Here is a 20717-nt window from a genome sequence, read left to right as displayed (position 1 = left end):
CGAGAGCGTCAGGTTCCGGCCGGGAACCGCTCCCAGACGCGGTGGCTCTCCAGCAGGGACTGGATCTCGCCGAGGACCGTCTGCCCGTCCTCGCCGACCACGATTCCGGCGCCGCCGGGAGCGGTGCGCGCCTCCAGCGCCGCGCGGCCCTCGCCCCAGGCGCCGATCGCCTTGGCATGGCGCCAGCATTCGTCGATCAGCTTCCCCACCCGCGGTTCGACGTCCCCGGAGCCGGGAGCTCCGGCCTTCGGATCGACCGAGGGCCGTGAATCCGGCGCCGTCAGCGGAGTGCCCGCCAGCAGCAGGGCGTCGAACTCCACCGAGGCGGCGGTCCCGAAGGTGCGGCCCACGGGCACGCCCGCCACCTCGCCGCCGCGCGGCGCGATCACGACGGGGGTCATGGAGGCCGCGACCACGGCCTCGTGCAGGTCGAGCAGCCCGGAGTTATCTCCCTCCGGGTCCACGACGATGCCGATCATCCGACCGTCGGTGGGCCAGCTGCCGCGCAGCTGCGAGAGCGGCGCGCTGGTGGCCACCCCGCCGTCGGACCCGTCGTCCGCCGGGACCGTCGGTCCCGGGGCGGGCATCCCGAGCGCGGCGGCGACCCGCGTGCACAGCTCCTCGTCGATGTTCGCCAGGCACTGCAGCTGCCGCTCACGGATGGTGTTCTCGTAGCACTTGCCCAGCTCGAAGGAGTAGGCGTCGACGATGTGGTCCTTCTCCACGAGGGTCATGCTGCGCCAGAACAGACGCGCCTGGCTGAAGTGGTCCTCGAACGTCGCGGAGAGTTCCCGCTCCTTCACGCCCTCCGGCACCCGCACGGGCAGATCCTCGAACGCGCCGTCCCTCTCGCCCGCCAGGAACGGGCAGCCGCCGTCCAGCGAGTTCGGGCGGTAGGGGGCCACGCCCGCAGGGTCGGCCTGCTGCCCGTAGCCGTCCCGCAGCATGTCGTTGACCGGGGCGTGGGCCCGATTGATCGGCAGCTGAGCGAAGTTCGGCCCGCCCAGCCGAGTCAGCTGGGTGTCCACGTAGGAGAACAGCCGCACCTGCAGCAGCGGGTCGTCCGTGACGTCGATGCCGGGCACGAGATGGCCGGGGTTGAAGGCGACCTGCTCGGTCTCGGCGAAGTAGTTGCTGGGGTTGCGGTTCAGGGTGAGCCGCCCGATGGGCTGCACCGGGGCGAGCTCCTCGGGCACGAACTTGGTGGGATCCAGCAGATCGATCCCCTCGAAGCTCTGCTCCTCGTTGTCCGGGAACACCTGGATGCCCAGCTCCCAGCTGGGATGCGCACCGGCCTCGATCGCGTCGGAGAGGTCTCGTCGATGGAAGTCGGGGTCGGCGCCGCCCAGGAGCTGGGCTTCCTCCCAGGTCAGCGAATGCACGCCGAGCGTCGGCTTCCAATGGAACTTCACCAGCGAGTTCTCCCCCTCGGCGTTGGAGAGCCGGAAGGTGTGGATCCCGAATCCCTCCATCATCCGGAAGGAGCGCGGGATGCCGCGGTCGCCCATGAACCACAGGGTGTGATGCTGCGCCTCAGTGTGCAGGGAGACGAAGTCCCAGAAGGTGTCATGGGCGCTCTGGGCCTGGGGGATCTCGCGATCCGGGTGGGGCTTCGCCGCATGCACCACGTCGGGGAACTTGATGCCGTCCTGGATGAAGAACACCGGGATGTTGTTCGCGACCAGGTCGAAGGTGCCCTCGTCGGTGTAGAACTTGGTCGCGAAGCCGCGGGTGTCGCGGGCGGTGTCCATCGAGCCGCGGGAGCCGACGACCGTCGAGAAGCGCGTGAAGACCTCGGTGCGCTTCCCCTTCGCGAGGAAGCCCGCGCGGCAGACGGACTCCGCCGTGCCGTAGCCCTCGAACACGCCATGCGCCGCCGCGCCGCGGGCGTGGACCACGCGCTCCGGGATCCGCTCGTGGTCGAAGTGCGTGATCTTCTCGCGCAGATGATGGTCCTGCAGGAGCACGGGGCCGCGTCGGCCCGCCTTCAGCGAGTGGTCCGTGTCCCGCAGCCGCGCGCCCTGGGACGTGGTCAGGAACTCGCCCTGCTGGGCGGTGGTCCTGCGTTCCGGGCTCGGCTCGGCTCCCGTGGGGGTGCGGGGCTGGGCGGCCTCCTGATCGGGCTTCGGCGGCAGCGGTCCCCTCGGCTCGGTGGGCTCCTCGAGCGAGGGCGGCCGACTGCTCGGCCTGCCGGGTGCCGGGGTGGGGGTCTTCTTCGTGGGGACCATGGCGTGCTCACTCCTGAAGGAGGTCGGGTGGATCGTCCGTGACTCACCTCACCGTAGGCCCGTCCTCGTCGGCCGGGAAGCCGCCGGGCGCTGACCTCCAGGGACCCGTGGGTACCGACCGGTCCGTCCGGGTGACGTGCCGTGCTCGCCGCTCTACGCTGACGGCGTCCCGCACCCCCTGATCCAGGAGCGACGATGGACGAGCGACCCCCGCAGGACGTCGGATTCACCGTGCTCGTGCTGGCCGATCCTGGTCAGTGCGTCGATCGCGCCCGGGCGGCCCAGGGCCGCTTCGAGGAGGAGCTGGCCGCCGTCTTCGGCGCCGCCACGGTCCATGTGCGCACCCAGTTCCTCGGCATCAGCGACTCCAACACCCTCGCGCTGGCCCCCGTGGACGCCGTGCGAGGCGACTACGAGCATGTGGACATGACGCTGCTGCTCACCGAGATGCCGCGCCGTGCCGACAAGCGGGCGCTGATCGCGGAGCTGCTGCCGGACCGGGAGGTGGCCACGCTCTCCCTGCCCACCATCGGGGTGCTCTCCGGGCGCGAGCGCCTGGTGACCGTCTTCATGGCGTGCGTGATGCAGCGGGGGGATGCGCTGACCGAGCAGGACCGGGCCCGCTACTCCCTGCGCTGGAGCCGGTGGAGCGGGACGATGCGACGACCGTCCTGCTGTACTACAACCTCTCCACCGTGCTCACGCTCTTCCTCTGCGTGCTCTCCCTCTACATCGCTCTCGTGGTGCTGATCCTCGGGGGAGCCTGGTGGTGATCGACCCGGACTTCATGAGCGGGGTCCTCGGCGAGCCGGCCACCTTCGCCCGTTATGTCGACATCGCCTGGCTGAGCGCCGCCCTCGGCGTGGTCGCCGGCGGGCTCGGTGCGAGCTTCGACGACTCCACCGACCTGCGCCAGCTCACCCATGGCAGCAGGGAGAGCCTGCGCCGCCCCTCCCGCGACGCTCAGGGCTGAACGGGACCGAGCCCCGTCACCGCGGGGCCCTCGAGGAGCGTGCCGTCCGGCGCGAAGCGCGATCCGTGCAGCGGGCAGTCCCAGGACCGCTCCGCATCGTTCCAGCGCAGCACACCTCCCAGATGCGGGCAGACTCCCGAGACGGCGCAGGTGCGTCCCTCCACGGTGGACACGGCCACCGGCCTGCCCTGCGCCCGGCCGACGACGCCCTGCCCCTCCGGCGGTGCCTGCTCGGGCAGCGCATGCAGCTCCGCGCCCGTCCAGCCCTTCAGGAGCTCCTTTCCCACCTGCGCGCCCATCGTCGCCTCCTGGGCGAGGGACCCGAGACCCCCGCTCGCAGCATGCAGGGTCGCGAACCATCCGGGGGCGCGATCGTCGAGCGATCCGGCGATCGCCAGTGCGGCGACGACGGCGTTCGTCATCCCCCACTTGGCATAGCCGGTGGCGGCGAGGATCGTCCCCTCACTGCCCGGAAGCGCTCCGATCAGGGGGAGCTCGCCGGCGGGCTCGTAGTCCTGGGCCGCCCAGGAGTGGGTGCGCTCAGCTCCTGGTGCGAGCTCGAGCGCCCAGTCGTGCAGGTCCGCGAGCTGCGCGCGCGGCGACTCGGTGCGCCCGGTGACGTGGTCGTTGCCGCCCACCAGCAGCAGCTCCTCGTCACCCTGCGGGGCCGAGCGGAGACTGCGGACGGGGCCGTCGACCGAGACGTGCATGCCGCGGGGCACCCAGCCCGCCGCCGGCACCCGGTAGGCGAGCGCGTACGAGCGGTGCGGCACCATTCTCAGCGGCTGCCCACCGCGATCCAGGACCGGACTGCCGGTGGCGAGGACGAGACGATCAGTACGCACCTCACCAGCGGTGGTGGTCAGCGTCAGCGGGCCACGACGGTTCGCGCCCGTGAGACGAGCGCCCTCGACGATGATCCCGCCCAGGCTGTGCAGTTCCGCGGCGAGCGCGCCGAGCACCTCCATCGGATCGAACTGGGCCTGGTCCTCGAGCGCCACCGCACCCGTGATCGGGAACGGCAGCTCCGTCGTGTCCTCCCAGCGCGCATCGAGGCCGAGCGCACGCGCCGTCTCCAGTTCGCTGCGCAGGCTCTGGGCACCGGGGGCCGTGGTGGCGTAGCTGTAGGCGGCCCGCCGCTGGACCGGGACCGCGTGCCGTGCGCACAGCTCGAGCACCCAGTCCTGGGCGTCGCGGTTCGCGGCGAGATATGTCCCGGCGACCTCGAGCGAATGCCGCCGACGGATCGTGGACAGCCGCGTCCCCTGGAGCACGGTCAGCTTCGCGGTGGTGTTCCCGGTGGCGACCGCTCCCACGGTGCGCGCCTCCAGGAGGATCACGCGCTTCCCGGAGCGGGCCACGGCCACCGCCGTGGCGAGGCCGGTGAGACCGCCGCCGGCGACGGCCACGTCGTACGAGAGGCCCACCGGCAGGTCGGAGACCGGGATGCGCGAGGGGTCATGGGCGTCGAGCCAGAGTGAGGTCATGGCAGCTGCTCTCCATCCATCGTCGGATGGGCCGTGGGCGGCCCGCTGCCCACTCTAGGGAGCGGGACGATCAGGCAGCGGCAGACGCTTCGGATGGACCGAGCGGTCGCCCGACGGCACCGTCGTCACCCGCGGGCGAGACGGCCATCCGCCACGGCGAGCGCCCTGAGAGCGGATCGGGCCCGACTGCTCAGGGCTCAGGCGTCGTCCTCGCGGCCGGGCGCGGCCCGGTTATTCGGGGCAAGGGCTTCGTTGTCGCCGTCCTCGTCACCGGTGTTGCCACCGTCGTCACCGCTGTCGTCGGTGTTGTCATCGCCGCCATCGTCAGCGCCGTCACCGCTGCTCTCGCCGTCACTACCCTCGGTGCTGTCCTCGCCGCCGTCCGTAGTGGGCTTATCGGAAGTCTTCTCTTCCGTGGGCTCGTCCGAGGGCTCCTCCTCCTCGGTGGTGGTCTCCTCCTCGGAGGGCTCCTCCTCCTCGGTGGTCTCCTCCTCCGACGGCCCCTCCGAAGGCTCTTCCTCTTCCGTGGTCTCCTCCTCGGAGGGCTCCTCGCTGGGCTCCTCCGGGGCAGGGGCCTGCGTGGTCTTCGGGGCCGGGGGCTCCGGGCTGGGAGCGCTGCGCTCGCGGGTCTCGTTGTCCAGCGGGACCTCACCGGGGAACTGGAGCATCTCCTGACCCTCGAGCGATTTCGACATGATGTCGCCCCAGATCGTGGTCGGGTAGCTGCCGCCGGTCATGCTGGTGACGCCGCCGAAGGGGGTCAGGGACTCCTCAGTGGTGCCGTCCTCGGAGGGCTGGAACATCCCCACCGCGGTCACCAGCTGCGGCGTGAAGCCCACGAACCAGGCCGAGCGGAACTTCTCCGAGGTGCCGGTCTTCCCTGCCACCGGGCGGCCGCCCATGGCGTTCTGCAGCGAACGGGCGGAGCCCGTCGTCGGCGGCCCCTGCAGCGCGACGGTCGCGTTGATGGCGACGTTCTTGTCCATCGCCTGCTTCTCCTCGCTCTTGTGCTCGTAGCGCGAGGAGCCGTCCGGCCGGGTCACCGACTCCACGATGAAGGAGTCGCGGTGCACGCCGTCGGCGGCGATGGTCGCGTAGACCTCGCCCATCTCGGCGACCGTGGGGGACGCGGAGCCGAGCACGTTGGAGGCGTCGGCCGAGAGGCCCGGGGTCTTCTCCGGCAGGCCCAGGGTGACCGCGGTGTCCCGCGTGCGCTCCGGACCGATCTCCAGGTTCAGCTCCGAGTAGGCCGTGTTGATCGAGCTCTCGGTCGCCTTGCGCAGCGAGACCCGCCCGTAGTCGGTGTTGTTGAAGTTGTTGACCGTCCAGCCCGGGAACGACTTGGGCGAGTTGCCGTCCCAGTAGGAGTCCAGCGGATAGCCGTCCTCGAGCGCCGCGATCAGCGTGAAGGTCTTGAAGATCGAGCCGGCCTGCATGCGCGACTGGGTGGCGTCGTTGCGGGGCTGGGCCACGAAGTCCTCGCCGCCGTACAGGGCGCGGATCGCCCCCGAGGAGGGATCGATCGTGACGGTGCCGACGTGGTTGTTCTCCGGACGGTCCTCGGGCAGGTTCTTGATCGCCTCGATGGTGTTGTCCTGGATCCCGGTGTCGATCGTCGAGACGATCGTGAAGCCGCCGGTGTTGATCTCGTCCTCGGTGAAGCCCTCGTCGACGAGCTCGTTGCGCACCTGGTCCAGCAGGTAGCCCTTGGTGCCGCCCAGCGAGTTCTCGCTCTTGGGCTCGATGGTCTCCGGGAACTCGAGCGCGTCGGCGTCCTCCGGGGACATCTCGCCCACGTTGACCTCCCGCGAGATCACGCGGCCCCACAGCTCGACAGCCTTCTCCTCGTTGTTGGCGGGATCGTAGGAGGAAGGCCCGGGGATCACCGCGACCAGCAGCGCCGCCTCGGCGTCGTTCATGTCCGCGGCGTCCTTGCCGAAGTAGGCCTGCGAAGCCTCCTGCACGCCGTAGGCACCGCGACCGAAGTAGATCGTGTTCAGGTAACGGGAGAGGATCTCGTCCTTCTCCAGCTCCTGATCGATCTTCAGGGCCATGATCGCTTCCTTGGCCTTGCCCACATAGGAGGTCTCGGTGCCGGTGTAGTACCGCTCCACGTACTGCATGGTGATCGTGGAGCCGCCCTGACGGGCCCCGCCCTGGAGGTTGTTCACCAGGGCACGGACGATGCCGCGCGGGGAGACGCCGCGGTTCTCGTAGAACGTCGAGTCCTCGCTCGCGACGACCGCGTCCTTGACGTTCTGGGGGATCTCGTCGGACTCGAGCTCGGTGCGGTTGATCTCGCTGAACGTGCCCATCTCCGTCTCGCCGTCGGCGTAGTAGACGCGGCTGGTCTGCGCGAGAGCGAAGTCCGACGGCTCGGGCACCGCGGTGTCGTTGTAGAGCCAGACGGCGAAGCCGAGGCCGGCGAGGACCATGAGCGCCATGGCGCCGACGATCATCCGCAGCGAGGGGATCCAGCGCCAGGGGTTCTTCCTCCCGGCGCGCGGATAGTTCAGGAAATTCGTCGCCGCGACCTTCTGGGCACCCCCGCGCTTCCCCGTGGACCCCGCGTGACGGGAGTTCACCGATGTGCGGCTCGCGCCCTTCGACGCCGAGGCCGACGCCCCTGCGGTCGCGGCACCGGACTTCTTCGGCGTGCGGCTCGCGCTCTTGGGCGCGGGAGTCCTGGACGACCTGCCTGCGGACTTCGCGGAGGACGTGCGCCGCACTCCGGCAGCACGGCGTGCGCCGTCGCGTCGGGAATCGCTCATGTCTGCTCCTGGTCCTACGAGGTGTCGTACGGTGCCGCGGGCACCGAGGGTGCACGGCCTCCCAGTATGAGCACGCACATCCGTCGGACGGAACGACCCGGCGTCGAACAACACAGGTTGTGCACGAGTGGTGCGGTCCCGCTCACACGCTCACTTCTCGCTGCGGGATTCCCACCAGGAATGCAGCTCGGCGATCGCGCGCTCCTCGCCGAGAGGCCCGTGCTCCATGCGCAGCTCGAGCAGGTGCTTGTAGGCCTCTCCCACGTCGCGGCCCGGACCGATCCGGAGGACCTCCATGATCCGGTTGCCGTCGAGATCGGGGCGGATCCGACCGATCTCCTCCTGCTCGGCGAGGTGGTCGATGCGCGCCTCGAGCTCGTCGTAGGCACGGGCCAGCGTCCGCGCCTTGCGGCGGTTGCGGGTCGTGACGTCGGCGCGGGTGAGCCGGTGCAGGTGCTGCAGGAGGTCGCCGGCATCGGTGACATAGCGGCGCACGGCCGAATCCGTCCACGGCGCCTCCGCATAGCCGTGGAAGCGCAGGTGCAGCTCCACCAGGCGGGCCACCTTCTTGGTGGTGTCCTTGTCGAAGGTCATCGCCTTCATCCGCTTCGCGGTCATCTTCGCGCCCACGGTCTCGTGGAAGCGGAAGGTCACCACCCCGCCCTTCTCGAAGCGGCGGGTGGCGGGCTTGCCGATGTCGTGGAACAGGGCGGCCAGGCGCAGCACCAGGTCAGGAGCCTCGCAGGGACCGCCCGAGCCGGCGGGGCTCTCCAGGTCGATCGCCTGGTCCAGCACCGTGAGGGTGTGCTCGTAGACGTCCTTGTGATGGTGGTGCTCGTCGATCTCGAGGCTCAGGGCCGGCAGCTCGGGCAGCACGTGCGCGGCCAGGCCCAGCTCCACCAGCAGTTCGAGACCGCCGCGGGGGTGGGCGCCGAGCACGAGCTTGACGAGCTCCTCGCGCACCCGCTCGGCGGAGACGATGGCGATCCGCTCGGCGAGGGCCTCGATCGCGTCGGCCGTGCTGTCCTCGATGCGGAACCCCAGCTGAGAGACGAAGCGCACCGCGCGCATCATGCGCAGCGGATCGTCGGTGAAGGACTGCTCGGGGCCGACGGGGGTGCGCAGCAGGGTCCGGGAGAGGTCCGCGAGCCCGTCGAAGGGATCCACCAGCTCCAGCGACGGCAGCCGCACCGCCATCGCGTTGACCGTGAAATCACGGCGGGAGAGGTCCCCCTCGAGCGTGTCCCCGTAGGCGACCTGCGGCTTGCGGCTGGTGGGGTCGTAGGACTCCGTGCGATAGGTGGTGATCTCGACCTTCACGCCGTCGCGGATCCCGCCGAGGGTGCCGAAGTCGCGGCCCATGTCCCAGATGGCGCCGTCGTGCGTCCACTCGCGCAGGATCGCCTCGGTCTGCTCCGGGAGGGCCGAGGTGGTGAAATCGAGGTCGGAGCTCGAGCGCCCCAGCACGGCGTCCCGCACCGGACCGCCCACGAGGGCCAGCTCGAGACCGGCGGCCTCGAAGCGCCTGCCCAGATCGTGGATCTCCTCGGGCAGCGCCGTGAACATGGAGGCGGCACGGGTACGAGCGATGTCGAGCCGCTCGGCGGTCTCGTCGACGGAGTCGTTCACGGTGGGTCCTGTCGTGGGTATCGGAGAGCGGGCCACGCGATGTGAGGGTGTCGTGCACCCACAGCCCCTCTACGGTAGCGGCCGCTTACAGTGTCCCCATGCCGTCGTCCCGTCCCTCCGTGCACCCTGTGCTCGGCGCACTCCTGACGGCACTGCTCATGACTGCATCGGTGCTGGTCGGAGCGGGGTTGCCGACACTGCCCGCCGCGCAGGCCACAGGTGCCCCGCACGCCGTCGACGCCCCCGCGCTGCCGCCGAAGCCGGCCACGGACGCCGCTGTGAGCATGGATCTTGTCTCCCTCACTCCCACCTCGCTGGAGGAGGGGAGCACGCTGACGGCCCGGGTCGAGGTGACGAACACCTCCTCGGAGCCGCTGCCGGCGCTCTCCCTCGAGCTGCGCACCCTGACCTCGCGGGTCACCGATCGCTCGGCCCTCGCCAGCTGGCAGGCCGACACCACCGCCGACACCTCCACCCCCTCCCTGGCGACGTCGCCCGAGGTCGACGAGCTCGCCCCCGGGGAGTCCACGACCCTCACGGTGACGCTCGCCGCCGACGAGCTCGGCTACTCCGACGCCCCCTATTACTGGGGCACCCGGCGCATCTCCCTGACCGCGGTCGCCGACGAGGACCCCCTCGCCTCGATCCGCTCCTTCATGGTGTGGCGCCCCGCGGGCGCCGAGACGACCATCACGCAGTCGGTGCTGCTGCCGGTGGCGGAGGAGGACGCCTTCGCCTCGGTCACCGATCCCGAGGCCCATCAGCAGTCCCTCGAGTCCGGCCGGCTCGCCGGCACCCGAGAGCTCGCTCAGCGCGACGACGTGGACTGGTGGCTGGACCCCGCGCTGCTGGACCCGCCCCAGCTGCCCGTCGATCCGGATCCGTCCGACGACACGGGCGACGACACGAACGACGACGGCGCGGAGGGCGACGGCGCGGAGGACGCGACGGACCCCGAGCAGACCGGGGACCCGGACTCCGACTCGCCCGTCGCCCGGACCTTCGAGGTGGACGCCGCCTCCGCCGATCTCGCCGCCTCCCTGCGTGACGGTGTCGGGGACCGCACCGTGCTCGCGATGCCCTACGCACAGAGCGACCTGGTGAGCGTCGAGCAGGCGGACGCCCAGGCGCTGCATCGCGCCGTGGACGCCCGCGGCGCGGCCGTCTGGGAGGAAACCGGGATCGCTCCGGAGGCCTCAGCGATGGGGATCGAGGGCACGATGGCCGACGGCGATTCCCTGCAGGCCCTCCTCGACGCCGGCGCGGATGCCGCCGTCGTGCCCTCGAGCTCCCTGCGGCCGGACCTCGACGCGGCCGTCACGCCGAGCTCGGTGGGGGTCTACGAGTCCGACGACGGCTCCGAGCTGCCGCTGCTGGCCCCGGACCCGGTGCTGTCCGACGAGTTCGCGCACCTCACCGCCGACTCCGACACCGAGCAGACCCAGCAGCGTCTGCTCGCCGAGACCGCGACCATCGCCTCGGAGTACACGACCGCGCCGCGCCATCTGCTGATCTCCCCGAGCTCCACCGTCGAGCTCGACCCGGTCGCGGCCGGAGCCGCCCTCGACGCCCTCGACGAGGCGCCCTGGATCGAGCAGGGCAGCACCAGCGCGCTGCTGGACTCCGTCCCGGAGCGGTCCTGGACCACGGATGCGCAGGACGACTCCGGGGCGCCCTACGCGCTGGGGACCGTCGGCCCCGGCGAGGTGCTGCCCTCGGGTCCCAGCAGCGACGGACTCTGGGAGCACCGCTCCACGGTGACCGAGCGGGACGCGCTGGATCCCGTCTCCCTGCGTTCCCTGGACTCCACGTGGCAGCAGCTCGGCGTCCTCGCCACGGCGATGGAGGACGACGCCTCCCTCGACGCCACCCGGCTGCAGGTCCTCTCGGGCACCTCGCTGCGGTGGAGCGGCGACCCCGAGGGACTCTCCGCCCTCGCCGACGACTCCCGCGACACGGCCCAGGGCCTCGAGGACCGGATCGAGGTGATCCCGGCCTCGGGATACAACCTCATCTCGGACTCGGTCGGCGTGCCGGTGACCATCTCCAACGATCTCGACTCCCCGATCACGGTGCGCCCGGAGGTCACGTCGGACCGCCCGCTGGTGCAGATCGGGGAGGTCGAGGACGTGACCGTCCCGGCCCATAGCCAGGTCGATGCGGCCGTCCCCGTCGAGGCGGTCGCCAACGGCACCGTCACCCTCACCACCGTGCTGACCACGCAGGACGGTCAGCAGCTGACCGAGCCGGTCGACGTGCCCCTGACGGTGAACCCCGCCTGGGAGAACTGGACCACGCTGGTGATCGTCATCGCGATGGGCCTGCTGGTGGTGGTCGGAGTGGCCCGGGCCCGACGCACGGGAGCCTCCACCCGGGCGCCGGCCGTGCACGGTCCCGAGGATCCCGAGGAGCTCTCCCGCAGCGGCATCTCCACGGTCGACACGAGCACGGCGGCGAAGGCGTGGTCGGCCCGGGCAGGGACCGGCAGCGGAACCCCCGCTCCGGATCCGGACCCCGACGACGACCGCCCCGCAGACGACCCACCCGACACAGACGACAGAGAGGAGCAGGCCCCGTGAGCTCCGCCCTCCGTGCCCAGCACGTCCCGCGCCACCGCCGCCAGGGCGTCGCCTCCAGCCGCTCGACCCTCATGCAGGCCAGCGTGCTCATGGCCGCCGGCTCGACCATCTCGCGTCTGCTCGGCTTCGTGCGCAACTACATGTTCGGCATGATCCTCGCCGGCTCCATGTCCTCGGCCGCCAGCGCGTTCAGCGCGGCCAACACCCTGCCCAACACGGTGTGGCTGCTGGTGGGCGGCGGCACCCTGAACGCGATCCTGGTGCCGGCGATCGTGCGGGCCGTGAAGCGCCCGGACCGCGGCGGCGACTACATCTCCCGCCTGATGACCCTGGTCGCGGCGGTCTCCCTCGGCATCACCGTCGTGTGCATGGTCGGCGTGCCCCTGCTGCTGCCCCTCACCAGCGGTGTGCTGCCCCCGGAGACGCACGCCCTCGCGGTGCAGCTGGGCTATTGGATGATGCCCCAGGTCTTCTTCTCCGCTCTGTACGTGATGTGCGGGCAGCTGCTGAACGCGCACGACTCGTTCGGGCCCTACCAGTGGGCCCCGGTGCTCAACAACCTCGTGGGCATCATCGGGGCCGGCATGTTCTTCGCGATGTGGGGAGCGGTCGGCTCGCCGGCGACCTGGACGCTGCCGATGATCATCGCCATGGCCGCGATCAATGTGGGCGGCTCGGCCGCGCAGGTCGTGTTCCTGTTCTGGTACGTCAAGAAGCTCGATCTGCGCCTGCGCCCCCGCTGGGGATTCCGCGGCCTGGGGCTCGGCAAGCTCTCCAAGATCGGGCTGTGGACCCTCGGGATGCTGGCCCTGGGCCAGCTCGGCATCTGGGCCACCCGCTGGTCGACCGGCCGTGCCGGCTGGATGACCGAGCAGCTGCGCGACGATCCCGAGCGCGCCGCCCGCTACCCGAACCTGCTCACCCTGGATTGGGCCTACATGGCCTTCATGATCCCGCAGGGGATCATCGGCGTCGCCGTGGTCACCGCCGTCTTCCCGGCGATCTCCCGGCGCGCCGTGGACGACGACCACGCCGGGGCCATGGCCCGCTACGCAGAGACCAGCCGCATGCTGGCCGTGCCGATGATGTTGTGCGCCGTGCTGTTCATCGCGCTGGCCGGACCGATCATGTGGGTGATCGGCGGCGGCACCGGCGAGATCGGCGCACGCGCCAATGGCACCGTGCTGGTCGCCTACATGCTGGGCCTGGTGCCCTTCGCGTCGCTGTACCTGATCAAGCGTGTGTTCTACGCCTACGAGGACGCCCGCACCCCGTTCCTGACCCAGATCCCGGTCACCGTGATCAGCCTCGCGGCGATTCCGGTGATCCTGCTGACCGTCGATCCGCTGTGGGCCACGGCCTCCGCCGCCGGCGCATCGAGCTTCGGCAACCTGGTCTCCTGGCTGATGGGCACCTGGCAGCTCCGTCGTCACGCCCGCCGCCTCGGCACCACTCCGCCGAGCCTCGCCCGTGAAGGGCTCGTGCTCGGGAAGCTGCTGGTCGCGGGCCTCATCGCGTGGGCCGCGGGCGCAGGGCTGGTGGCCCTGCTCGACGACCTGTTCTGGTCCCACCGACTCACCGCGGTGCTGCTGGGCGCCGTCGTCGGCGCGATCATGACGGCGGTGTTCGCCGGCGCCGGCTGGCTGCTCAAGATCAGCGAGGTCCGCCAGCTGCTCGGCTACTCCGGACGTGTCGTGAACCGGCTGACGCGCCGCGGGAAGCCGGTGACCTCGTAGCATGGAGCTCGCTCGTGACGGCGCATTCCCGCAGGACGAGGTTAAGGACGGTCCGTGAACACGAACCCGCTACAGGACGCACTGCGTTCCCGGTGGACCCTGGAGGGCAAGATCCCTCTGGCAGGCGTCGCAGAGGGCGCGGTGTGGCACCGTGCCCGCACGGTCGACACCGGTGAGAACGTCACCCTCTTCATCGTGCAGGGCGAGGCGGCCCTCGAGGCCGCTGATGCGGTGCGCCGCGCCTACCTGGTCGAGGATGCCCGGCTGCTGCCCGTCCGCGAGATCGTCGTGCTCGACGACCCCCGCGAGGAGCAGGACACGAGCAGCCCCGACGCACCCGCCGTCGGGCCGATCACCGTGGTCGAGTACCCGATGCCTCCCGCACCGCCGCTCGCGGCTCTGCTCGGCTCGTCGCAGCTGCATCCCGAGACGGCCCGCTCGATCATCGGTGAGGCCGCCACCGGTCTCGAGGCCGCCCGACGACGGGGCGTCCGCCACCAGTTCATCGATTCCAACCGCCTCTTCGTGAACCTCCGCTCCGGGGAGGTCACGGTGCTGGGCGTGGGCGTCGAGGCCGCCGCGCACGTGGGCCTGGACCGGTCCCGCGAGAACGCTTCCTTCCAGGACACGGCCGCCCTGGTCACGCTCCTGTACCGCACGCTGAGCGGGAGGAGCCCGCAGCACGACTCCGCGGGCCTCGTGCCCCGCCCCTCGACCCTCGTGGACACCCCCATCCCGGCGGATCTGGATCTGCTGTGCGATCTGGTGCTCAACGAATCGGCCGACGATGTCCCCGAGACCACGCGCGAGCTGATCGCCGCTCTGGAGCCGTGGCAGTCGATCCCGGTCACGCTCGAGGCGTATCCGCACGAGGGCGCCGGCCCGTCCGCGGCGACCGGAGGCGCCGGTGCTGCCGGTGCCGCCAGCGCAGCCGCGCCGTCTGCTGCTGGTGCTGGTGCGACCGCTGGTGCGGCCGACGCCGCCGCTCGCACGCCCGGCCCCGCGCCCACGTCGGCATCCACGCCGGAGCCCGCCCCGAGCCCGGCCGCCGAGCCCACGCCGACGTCCGAGCCCGAGCCCGAGCCCGAGGATGCTGCCGACATCGCGCCGACGGTCTCGACCGAGACGCCCTCCCCGACGCCCGGAGCCACGGGTGCCGCGGCGACGGCCGGTGTCGCCGGCCTGGCCGCGGCGGCAGGCGCTGCCGGAGCCTCGAACGACTCCGGGACCGGCGGCGGCGCCGAGAGCCCCGGGACCTCCCGGATCGGCGCTCGCACCGACTCCGACGCGCCCGACGCTGCCGCTGCCGCTGCCGCTGCCGCTGCCGCTGCCGACAGCGATCATCAGGGCGACCAGGCTCAGCAGGATGAGCAGGCTGCCGCGGGCGCTGCCGCAGCGTCGGCAGCGTCGGCCGAGGCGAAGCAGATCGTGCAGGAACTCCACCTCGCCGAGAAACGCTCGACCAGCCCCTTCCCGGGGCATCTCGACATCCAGCCGCCCGTCACCCCGGAGCCGGACGCACCGTCGGCCGCCCCGCCCGCCCCTGTCTCCCCGCAGTCACCGGACCCCGCGGAATCGTCGGCCCCCGCAGCCGCGGCGTCTCTGGCCCCGGCCGCAGCGGCCTCCGCCGCCCAGCAGCCCGCCCAGGACTCCACCGATCCGGCGCTCGCACCGGTCGCCGCGACGCCCGCACAGGCTCCTGAGGACGGTCCGGTGCCGGTCGTCGGCCGCACCGAGTCGATGGCGGCGGCCACCGGCCCCATCGTGGTCCGAGGCCGCGACAGCTCCGCCCCTGACGAACCTTTGGCCGAGCCCACCTCCCAGTACGCGCGCAGCTCGCTGCTGCGCGACGTGGTGAGCGTGGCAGTGGACTCCGACGACCCCGACACCTACGCGCTGGGCCCGCGGCAGCCGGAGGAGCGCTCGCGGCAGTCGCAGTGGATCATCGCCGGTGCCGTGCTGTTCACGATCATCGCGGCAGTCTTCGCGGTGACCACGGCGACCTCCGGTCTGCGCGACCGGATCACGGACCCGCTGGAGACGGCGGCGGCCCCCACCACGCCCACCGAGACCGATACCGGCGAAGCGCCCGTCGAACCCACTGCCGAGAACACCGAGGAACCGGAGCTGCCCGCGCCCGAGATCAGCGGTGTGGAGCTGTTCGCCGAGGGCGGGGCCGAGCCGGACCACACGGACCAGCAGGACCGCCTCACCGACGGCGACACCGAGACGTTCTGGTCCACCCAGCACTACGGCAGCCCGGACTTCGGCGGCATCAAGGAGGGCGTGGGGATGCGGCTGTCCTTCGCCGAGGAGTCCCAGCTCTCCGTCGTCACCGTGACCACCGCGCGCAACACCGGCGGCACCCTCGAGCTGCGCGCCGTGAACGACGACGGCTCGCCCGGCGACGTGCTCGCCTCCGGCAAGTTCGCCGGGGACGGCGAGGTGCGCCTCGAGCCCGACGAGCCCGTCGATGCGGAGAAGGTCGCTCTCTACATTCCTGAGCTGCCGCCGGACAGCAAGGAGTCCGATCGCTACCGCGCCCGGATCGCGGAGATCACCGTCGAATGACGTCCAGGAGGTCGCGCAGCTCGGCGACGCGTCGCGCTCGGGGGAAGCGGTCGCACGTCGCCTCGATGCTCGGCGTGCCCGTGCCGCTAGTGCTCGTGGCCTTCATCCTGGCGGCGCTCCTGGGGGTGCAGCTGACCGTCGCGCTCGAGCAGTCCACCGCCAGCCGCTCTCGCGCTGTCTCCTCCTCGGTCGACACGGGAACGGGCGCCGGGAAGAATTCGTCGGGTCTGCCCGTTGTCAATGAGACCGCCCTCGGCACCGAGGTGCAGCGTCTCCTCGACGCCGGGATGATCGTTCCGCCGACGACGTTCGACGCCACGACGTGCCTGCGGTCGCAGGGGATCCCGGAATCGATCCTCATCATGGAGGAGGTGGCATGGAACGCGGACGAGACGCCCGGCTGGCTGCTCGTGTACGGCCCGATGGACCGCGAGACGTTGCGCGCCAACGGCGGGACCGTCTCGGCGCTGGTGGTCACGCCCGAATGCGGCTCTCCGGACTCCGACGCCGCCGATCCGGACCAGATGCGCCTGTGGTCCGGCGAAGTGATGATCGGATCGCTCTGATCGGTCACCTTCAGCCGGCCACCACGACCCCCGTGCTCCATACTTGGTCGCGGTCCTCCCGCTGACCCCCACACTCTCCTCGATCTCCACGGAAGGACATCACAGACATGTCGCAGCCCATCCAGGCTCTCAACATCCTCGGCGCGCCCACGGCCGCCCAGACCTCCCCGGCCGTCGCTGCGGAGAACACCGACGACGGCACGGTCCACGAGGTCGTCATCGTCGGCTCCGGGCCGGCCGGATACACCGCAGCGATCTACACCGCCCGGGCGGAGATGAACCCCGTGGTCATCGCAGGAGCGCTCGACGCCGGCGGGGCCCTGATGACCACCACCGACGTGGAGAACTTCCCGGGATTCCCCCAGGGCGTCCAGGGCCCTGAGCTGATGACGCAGCTGCAGGAGCAGGCGGAGCGCTTCGGTGCCGAGATCATCTACGACGACGCCGTGGACATCCAGCTCGAGGGCGAGGTCAAGACGGTCACGCTCGACGACGGCACCGTCTACCGCGCCAAGACCCTCATCCTCTCGACCGGCTCCGCCTACCGCGAGCTCGGTATCGACGGGGAGAAGGAGCTCTCGGGCAAGGGCGTCAGCTGGTGCGCGACCTGCGACGGCTTCTTCTTCAAGGACCAGGACATCGTCGTGGTGGGCGGCGGCGACAGCGCCGTCGAGGAGGCCACCTTCCTGACCCGCTTCGGCAAGTCGGTGACGCTCGTGCACCGTCGTGACGAGCTGCGCGCCTCCAAGATCATGGCCCGCCGCGCCGAGGCCGATCCCAAGCTGTCCTTCGCCTGGAACAGCGAGGTGCTCAGCATCAACGGCACCGACAAGGTCGAGTCCGTGACGCTGCGCGACACGATCACCGGCGAGCAACGGATCCTTCCCACCACGGCCGTGTTCGAGGCGATCGGGCACCTGCCCCGCACCGATCTGGTGCGAGGCAAGCTCGAGCTCGACGACGAGGGCTACATCGTGTGCCAGGGCCGCTCGACCTACACCTCGGTTCCCGGCGTCTTCGCCGCCGGGGACGTCGTGGACCACACCTACCGCCAGGCGATCACGGCCGCCGGCACCGGCTGCCAGGCTGCTCTGGACGCCGAGCGCTGGCTCACCGATCAGGCAGCTCTGGCCGACGAGCAGGCGAAGGCCGAGCAGGCGGCGGAGGCAGCCGCCCCGGCCGTGAGCTGATCGCCGGCCCACCCCCTCATCTCGCGCATGTCCGGTGCCGCTGTCGAGAACAGCTCCACGCGGCCCGGCCCAGTTGCGATCGTCCTCGTGACGGCCGACTGGGCCGGGCCGTCGCGTCCTGCCCCCACGCTGCTGCGTGAGCTCAGCCGACGCTGGGGAAGCGCAGTGCGTGCCGTCCTCGTGGACTCCGCGCAGGACGACGTACTGGACCTCCTCGAGGTCGAGGTGGTGCCTACGTGGCTCCGTCTGCACCCGGTGGAGTCCGTGGACGCCACCGCCGACGACGCGCTCATGGGTGTCGTGGAGGACCTTGCGGGGAAGACGCCGACGGGGGACGACATCGTCCTGTCAGGCCGCTGGGCCGTGAACCACCGCCGCACTGGCGCCCTCCCGAAGCATGTGATCGCCGAGGAATTCGGGCCGGGCGAGGTTTCACGAAGCGGCAGCGACGGTCAGGCCGCCCCGACCAGCAGCTGACGGCTCGTCTGCGTCTCTGCGGCGGCGCAGGGAACAGGGAGCGGGTTGGCGGCCATGGGGCACGGATGGCACCGAGCGGGCCCGCACCCAGGCCCGGAGCCCCGGTGTGGGTATGGCTCGAGCCGAGATCAGCACACGCCTGCCGCCGCACGTCAAGTCCGCCGCAATGGGCGCGGCTGACGTGCACTGTTGGCTTCTTCCACAACGTTGTCCACATCGATGTCCACAGTCGGGAGCGCGTCTGTCCACAGCCTTGTCCACAAGCGATTGTGGATAACTCGCTGTCGCGCCGATCCGCACGTGAGCCCACAATGTGCCGTTGACCTGCAGCGACGCAGAGTTGAGCCAGTGGACTCCCGATCGCCGGCTTTCGGTCACAAAGAGATGAAGTGTGACTGCAGTCACGGCGCTCGTGCCGGTTGTCCACAACGTTACGCACACTGTGCATATCTCGAGTGAGCGTCGCCCTTCGTCCACAACAAGCGATCCGCAGCAGTGTCACGTGGATGGGTCGAAGTAGTGTGCCGTCATCGACCATGCGCTGGCCTCGAACCCCCGGCGATGTCCGGGTCTTCTTTTGGAGGCCGACCACGCCGGCACTTCCGAATTCCAGTGACCGGATGGTCACCGACGTTCCACGTGAATCATGCGGAGACGGAGCCATCAGTTCAGCTGCACGTCGCCGAGCGTTCATGAGAGGCCGGGGCAGCGCAGTGCTTGCTCCATCGGCGAGCACGGGCTCGAGGCAGACATCGGTGTCGGCTGGGCACGCAGTTTCCCGTGAAACCCGGGCAAGGGATGCGCCGACGAGCACGGGTCGAACACGACCAGAACTGGTCGTCGCTCTGAGGTCTCGAGCGCAGTAACGCCGGGAACAACATGTGGGCCCACATTGCGCGGCGCACTGCGCGTTTCCCGTGAAACGTGATTGACTACTCGTTGGAATCGGGGCGGGGTGAGTCAGGGGGCCTGCTTCGGGAGCCACGCAGCAGAGCGCGTCGAGTGGATCGCGAGCGCAGCTGCATCGCCCGCATTACGCACTCGGATGTGCCGCCGCCACTGCTTCACGTGAAACGTCGCAGTAGGAGGCCGGCCCTTGTACCCGGTGACGATGCCTTCCGGCTCCAGCCGTGAACACCTGAGCACCCCGTCGCTGCTGGAAGGAAAGCCGCAAAGCCGTATGCGCAAGGCGGGCGGTGCCAACGGGTGGCTCTGCTGCTGCACAAAATAGGCGTGCGGTAGGCCCGGGGCACATACCCGGCTGAGCGTCAGGTCCCACGTTCCCCGTGAAACCTCCGCGGCACCCTTAGCTTGTGCCGGAAGACGGGACGGGCGAGTGGGAGCGTCGGACGCACAGGTCTCTCAACTCATCCCATACTTGGCGTTGCACGTGAAACCTGCGGCGCTAGTCATTGCGCCACCTCACCGTCGGTGCGATCAGGACTGACGCGCACCTCATATCCCAAGATCTGAAGCGGTGCCCAATTCTGGGAACGCACAATCGGGCAGACCCCTCCGGTCGCCACACTTGGAATCGAGCTTACCGGTCACTATGCGATCTCCACGTCTCAAAAGTGCACAAGGAGCGTATGCACCACGCCTGCGGCCGTTTCACGTGAAGCGTCCTCGTCGGTCTCGCTCTTCGCAATACACAGTCAATAGGCGCGGTGTTGCCGGGACAAGCATTCGTGTTTCCCGTGAAGCCTAGCGGAGTAGGTCCAAACGCACAGGCCTGCCATGCGCGGGTCGTGCGAGCCATCCGTACGCCGGAGTTCGTCGCGGTAGGACTGATCGCTTGAGGACACAGTTTCACGGGAAACTGCAGGATTTCTCAAACGTCTACGGCCCGATGCAAAGTGCATGGAAACTCGACACGCGACATGGTGGTGTCGACGGGCGTCGCGGATCGTTGGTCTCCCAACCCTTCGCAGAACCAGGTTTCACGGGAAACTTGAATTTTGAGCACTGCGGCGGCAGCCGATCATCAAACCTGGGGGGTGAGGTACCAATAGACGCCTCGAGCCAACCGCCTGCCAGCCCGCCAGCCCGCCAGCCCGCCAGCCCGCCAGGAAGTGACAGTTTCACGGGAAACCGACCCCAAAGTGACCCCCGATGTGACTCCAGCGCACTATGTGACCCACAACGGAGATCTACCGTCCGCGTTCCACGTGGAACCTGCGAAAACCTGCGTCTGTCAGGAGAGCCGGCACGCCCAACTGGTCACGCGGCTCCGCACGCAAGCGGACAGCAGCTTCCACCCCCGACAACACCGGAAGGGAGATAGTGCCGGCTCGCCTTGCGCGACGGTGCGCTTGCGCAGTAGACGAAAGGGCCGAGCGTGAGGTTCCACGGGAAACAGCAAAGTTGCCGACCTGCGCTTCCGGCTGAGATGCGGATGCGGCTGCGGTCTCGGGTGCGGCTGCGGGGGCGGGTGCGGATGCGGGTCGCATGGCGCCTGACCCCGAGCCTGCCGCTGTCACGGCCCCGTTTCACGGGAAACCCACGATCTG

At 70.2% G+C, this 20717-nt stretch carries 12 protein-coding genes; 8 read left to right on the top strand and 4 right to left on the bottom strand.

All coding sequences use genetic code 11. The annotated features are described in order from the left end of the window. Positions 1–8: 8 nt before the first annotated feature. Positions 9–2228, bottom strand: coding sequence for a catalase (locus tag CIK71_RS15370; RefSeq protein ID WP_096166562.1), 2220 nt, complete (start codon positions 2226–2228; stop codon positions 9–11). A 195-nt stretch (positions 2229–2423) separates the two neighbouring features. On the opposite strand from CIK71_RS15370, the gene CIK71_RS15365 reads away from it, so the two are divergent. Continuing rightward, on the top strand, positions 2424–2978 hold the full coding sequence (locus CIK71_RS15365) for a hypothetical protein (RefSeq protein WP_245857667.1): 555 nt from the start codon (positions 2424–2426) through the stop codon (positions 2976–2978). 16 nt (positions 2979–2994) lie between these two features. Next, a complete protein-coding gene (locus CIK71_RS18085; protein WP_245857664.1) occupies positions 2995–3201 on the top strand; it encodes a hypothetical protein in 207 nt (68 codons plus the stop codon). On the opposite strand, the gene CIK71_RS15360 is transcribed toward CIK71_RS18085, so the two are convergent. The 3 genes from CIK71_RS15360 to CIK71_RS15350 all read right to left on the bottom strand — a co-directional run bounded on the left by CIK71_RS15360 (position 3192) and on the right by CIK71_RS15350 (position 9025). Next, positions 3192–4688, bottom strand: coding sequence for an FAD-dependent oxidoreductase (locus tag CIK71_RS15360; RefSeq protein WP_096166561.1), 1497 nt, complete (start codon positions 4686–4688; stop codon positions 3192–3194). The two genes, CIK71_RS18085 and CIK71_RS15360, sit on opposite strands and share 10 nt — an antisense overlap. A gap of 197 nt (positions 4689–4885) precedes the next feature. Beyond that, on the bottom strand, positions 4886–7459 hold the full coding sequence (locus CIK71_RS15355; protein ID WP_096166560.1) for a transglycosylase domain-containing protein: 2574 nt from the start codon (positions 7457–7459) through the stop codon (positions 4886–4888). Positions 7460–7609: 150 nt separating this feature from the next. Further along, a complete protein-coding gene (locus CIK71_RS15350; RefSeq protein ID WP_096166589.1) occupies positions 7610–9025 on the bottom strand; it encodes a CCA tRNA nucleotidyltransferase in 1416 nt (471 codons plus the stop codon). Positions 9026–9186: 161 nt separating this feature from the next. Here CIK71_RS15350 and CIK71_RS15345 point away from each other — a divergent pair, with 161 nt between their 5' ends. The 6 genes from CIK71_RS15345 (at position 9187) to CIK71_RS15320 (ending at position 18207) form a co-directional block, all read left to right on the top strand. After that, complete coding sequence (locus CIK71_RS15345) at positions 9187–11667, top strand: DUF6049 family protein (protein WP_241963898.1); 2481 nt, start codon at positions 9187–9189, stop codon at positions 11665–11667. Continuing rightward, positions 11664–13403 carry a murein biosynthesis integral membrane protein MurJ gene (gene murJ, locus CIK71_RS15340; protein WP_096166559.1) on the top strand — a complete coding sequence of 580 codons (1740 nt, stop codon included), beginning with the start codon at positions 11664–11666 and terminating at the stop codon, positions 13401–13403. Before CIK71_RS15345 ends, murJ begins: the two co-directional genes overlap by 4 nt. Before the next feature lie 54 nt (positions 13404–13457). Further along, positions 13458–15974: a protein kinase family protein gene (locus tag CIK71_RS15335; RefSeq protein ID WP_096166558.1), complete on the top strand. Its 2517-nt coding sequence runs from the start codon at positions 13458–13460 to the stop codon at positions 15972–15974. After that, positions 15971–16540 (top strand): hypothetical protein, encoded by a 570-nt coding sequence (locus CIK71_RS15330; RefSeq protein ID WP_096166557.1) that lies wholly within the window; start codon positions 15971–15973, stop codon positions 16538–16540. Before CIK71_RS15335 ends, CIK71_RS15330 begins: the two co-directional genes overlap by 4 nt. Positions 16541–16647: 107 nt before the next feature. After that, positions 16648–17730, top strand: a complete 1083-nt coding sequence (gene trxB / locus CIK71_RS15325) for a thioredoxin-disulfide reductase (RefSeq protein ID WP_096166556.1) — start codon at positions 16648–16650, stop codon at positions 17728–17730. A gap of 27 nt (positions 17731–17757) precedes the next feature. Then, positions 17758–18207, top strand: coding sequence for a hypothetical protein (locus CIK71_RS15320; protein WP_096166555.1), 450 nt, complete (start codon positions 17758–17760; stop codon positions 18205–18207). Positions 18208–20717 lie beyond the last annotated feature (2510 nt).

Source organism: Brachybacterium alimentarium (assembly GCF_002332425.1).
Classification (GTDB): Bacteria; Actinomycetota; Actinomycetes; order Actinomycetales; family Dermabacteraceae; genus Brachybacterium; species Brachybacterium alimentarium.
This window is presented reverse-complemented; position numbering and strand designations above follow the sequence as displayed.

Bases quoted from the DNA above. Each gene is read 5' to 3' on its own strand.
- CIK71_RS15370 (WP_096166562.1), bottom strand. From the start codon at position 2,228: ATGGTCCCCACGAAGAAGACCCCCACCCCGGCACCCGGCAGGCCGAGC.
- CIK71_RS15365 (WP_245857667.1), top strand. From the start codon at position 2,424: ATGGACGAGCGACCCCCGCAGGACGTCGGATTCACCGTGCTCGTGCTG.
- CIK71_RS15360 (WP_096166561.1), bottom strand. From the start codon at position 4,688: ATGACCTCACTCTGGCTCGACGCCCATGACCCCTCGCGCATCCCGGTC.
- CIK71_RS15355 (WP_096166560.1), bottom strand. From the start codon at position 7,459: ATGAGCGATTCCCGACGCGACGGCGCACGCCGTGCTGCCGGAGTGCGG.
- CIK71_RS15350 (WP_096166589.1), bottom strand. From the start codon at position 9,025: ATGTTCACGGCGCTGCCCGAGGAGATCCACGATCTGGGCAGGCGCTTC.
- CIK71_RS15345 (WP_241963898.1), top strand. From the start codon at position 9,187: ATGCCGTCGTCCCGTCCCTCCGTGCACCCTGTGCTCGGCGCACTCCTG.
- CIK71_RS15330 (WP_096166557.1), top strand. From the start codon at position 15,971: ATGACGTCCAGGAGGTCGCGCAGCTCGGCGACGCGTCGCGCTCGGGGG.
- trxB (WP_096166556.1), top strand. From the start codon at position 16,648: ATGTCGCAGCCCATCCAGGCTCTCAACATCCTCGGCGCGCCCACGGCC.
- CIK71_RS15320 (WP_096166555.1), top strand. From the start codon at position 17,758: ATGTCCGGTGCCGCTGTCGAGAACAGCTCCACGCGGCCCGGCCCAGTT.